Below are 2,354 nucleotides of genomic sequence, written 5' to 3'. Positions count from 1 at the left end.
GCTGCGATCTTTTGATCTTGATTCAGAAAACCAAAAGTCAAAAGATCGCAGCCTTCGGCAGCTCCTACAGGGTTTTGTGTTTACTCAGCGATGAATTTCGCACTGACGTACGGCGAATAATCCGGCAGCACCGTCTCGACCTTGCCCTGTTCCTTCAAAAACTTCGCCGTCTCACCAATCGCTTTCGCCGTGCCACCGTCCAGCAGTGCGGTGGATTGCTGCGCCTTGGCATCCGGGAAGGCCGAACCGGCCAGCAGCTCCGGCACGTCGGCCGCATTGGCACCCGTCAGTTTTGCGATTTTCTGCACTGGCGCCGAGTCTGCTGTCCAGCTGTCCTTATGGCTGGCGTAATCGGCAAACGCATCTAGAGTGACCTTGGCAAACCTGGCCACCACCTCAGGATGCTTTTCGGCGTAGTCCTTGCGCGCGACCCAGACTTCGAAGGTCGGTGCGCCCCATTGGCCGACTTGTGCGGCATCGGTCAGGGTCTTGCCGGTCTTGCGGATTTCCCCCAGCGCCGGCGACCAGACAAACGCGCCATCTATATCTCCACGCTTCCACGCCGCTGCGATTTCTGCGGGCTGCAGGTTCACCACTTTGACTTTCGAGGTGTCCAGGCCCCAGTGCTTGAGTGCGCCGAGCAGGCTGTAGTGGGAAGTGGAAACGAAAGGCGTGGCGATGGTCTTGCCGACCAGGTCCTGCGGGGTATTGATCCTGCTGCCATTGCGCACCACCAGCGCCTCGGCGGCGTTGATCTGCGCTGAAACAATGAAAGCGACGATCGGCAGATTGCGCGATGCGGCCGCTGCCAAAGGACTGGAGCCAAGGTTGCCGATCTGTACGTCGCCTGATGCGATGGCTGTCACAACTTCCGGGCCGCTATTGAAGCGACGCCAGTCGATTTTCTCGCCGATGGTCTTCTCGTAGACGCCGTCGGCCTGAGGGACTTTGCTCGGGTCGATACCGGTTTGATAGCCAACGGTGAGGTTGGCGGCATGGGCGGAAAAAGAAATCAGCGCCGATACACAAACTGTAACAAATTGACTAGATAGTGCGCGTTTGGCCATCATGGCGTCGCCTTTTCGATAGGGTTTGACGAATCGGGGTTGCGCCAAAGCTAATCGATATAAAAAAAGGCTAACAAATACCATTTAGGAATGAGCTTAGTCGCCGATACGCTGTTTCCCGGCGGAGATGGCACGATACTGGCCATATTTCGAAATGATATTAAAAAGAATGAATAAATTCTTTTTGGGTTTATCAGGAAATCTTTACTCTGCACGGACCAAATCACTGCGATTAGACCTTGGTCGTAGACACACAAGTTTACGATTGACTTGTCAGTCACGGTCTGGCGCTAATCGCGCATCTTAGGATCCAGGGCATCAGACCCCGGGCCAGGAACACAAGAATTAGAAACGAGAGGAGCTTTACATGAACAAGTCCACCTTGGCCCTGGCTGTGGCCGTAGGGGTTTTGGCGCAGCAGGCAGGCGCCGCCGGTTTCATCGAAGACAGCAAAGCTACTTTGGGGCTGCGTAACTTCTACATCAACACTGATAACCGTGACTCCGGCACCAAAGCGGCTGGCGCTCAGAACAAGAACGAAGAATGGGGCCAAGGCTTCGATCTGCGTTTCATCTCCGGTTACACCCAAGGCACCGTAGGCTTCGGTATCGATGCCATCGGCCTGTTGGGCGTGCGTCTGGATTCGGGCGGCGGCACCAACGGTGCAACCTCGACGTCCTACGGTGGCACAGTGTTCCCGAGCAAGTCCAATGGCGAAGCTGTTGATAACTTCTCGAGTCTGGGCCTGACCGCCAAGGCCAAAATCTCTCAGACCGAACTGAAGCTGGGCACGTTGCAGCCGAAGAACCCGGTCATCGTGACCAACGACGGTCGTCTGCTGCCACAAACCTGGCAGGGTGGCCAGATCACTTCCGGCGAGATCAAGGACCTGACTCTGGTCGCTGGTCAGATCGAAGCAGTGAAAGGGCGTAACTCCAGCAACAACGAGAACCTGTCTGTTGGCGGTGCGAACGCTCGCGTGGCCAACAGCAACAAGTTCTACTACGCCGGTGGTGACTACAAAATCACCAAGGACCTGACTGCCCAGTACTACTACGGCAACCTGGAAGACTTCTACAAGCAGCACTTCCTGGGTCTGGTTCACAACTGGGCAATCGGCCCAGGCGTACTGAAGTCTGACTTCCGCTACTTCCACAGCAGCGACGACGGCGCCAACGGCAACACCGCCGCCTACTTCGGCAACGGTAACTACGTCGGCAATGTCAGCGGTAAAGGTCCGATCGACAACAACCTGTACAGCGGCCTGTTCCTGTATACCGTTGAAGG

2 protein-coding genes are annotated in these 2,354 nt (G+C 56.1%); one reads left to right on the top strand and one right to left on the bottom strand.

The window, feature by feature from the left end; all coding sequences use genetic code 11:
* Positions 1 to 80 precede the first annotated feature (80 nt).
* Entirely contained in the window at positions 81 to 1,070 is a 990-nt protein-coding gene (tauA, locus tag HT737_RS13930; protein WP_374011167.1) for a taurine ABC transporter substrate-binding protein, read from the bottom strand.
* A 364-nt stretch (positions 1,071 to 1,434) separates the two neighbouring features.
* On the opposite strand from tauA, the gene HT737_RS13925 reads away from it, so the two are divergent.
* The coding region (locus tag HT737_RS13925; protein ID WP_182402925.1) for an OprD family outer membrane porin at positions 1,435 to 2,354 on the top strand (920 nt) is incomplete at its 3' end.

The organism is Pseudomonas sp. MD195_PC81_125 (assembly GCF_014060985.1).
Taxonomy (GTDB): Bacteria; Pseudomonadota; Gammaproteobacteria; order Pseudomonadales; family Pseudomonadaceae; genus Aquipseudomonas; species Aquipseudomonas parakoreensis.
Note: the sequence above shows the minus strand (reverse complement) of the source record. Positions and strands in the feature narration are given on the sequence as shown.

Coding starts and splice junctions, on each gene's coding strand:
- tauA (WP_374011167.1), bottom strand. CDS start 1,070: ATGATGGCCAAACGCGCACTATCTAGTCAATTTGTTACAGTTTGTGTA.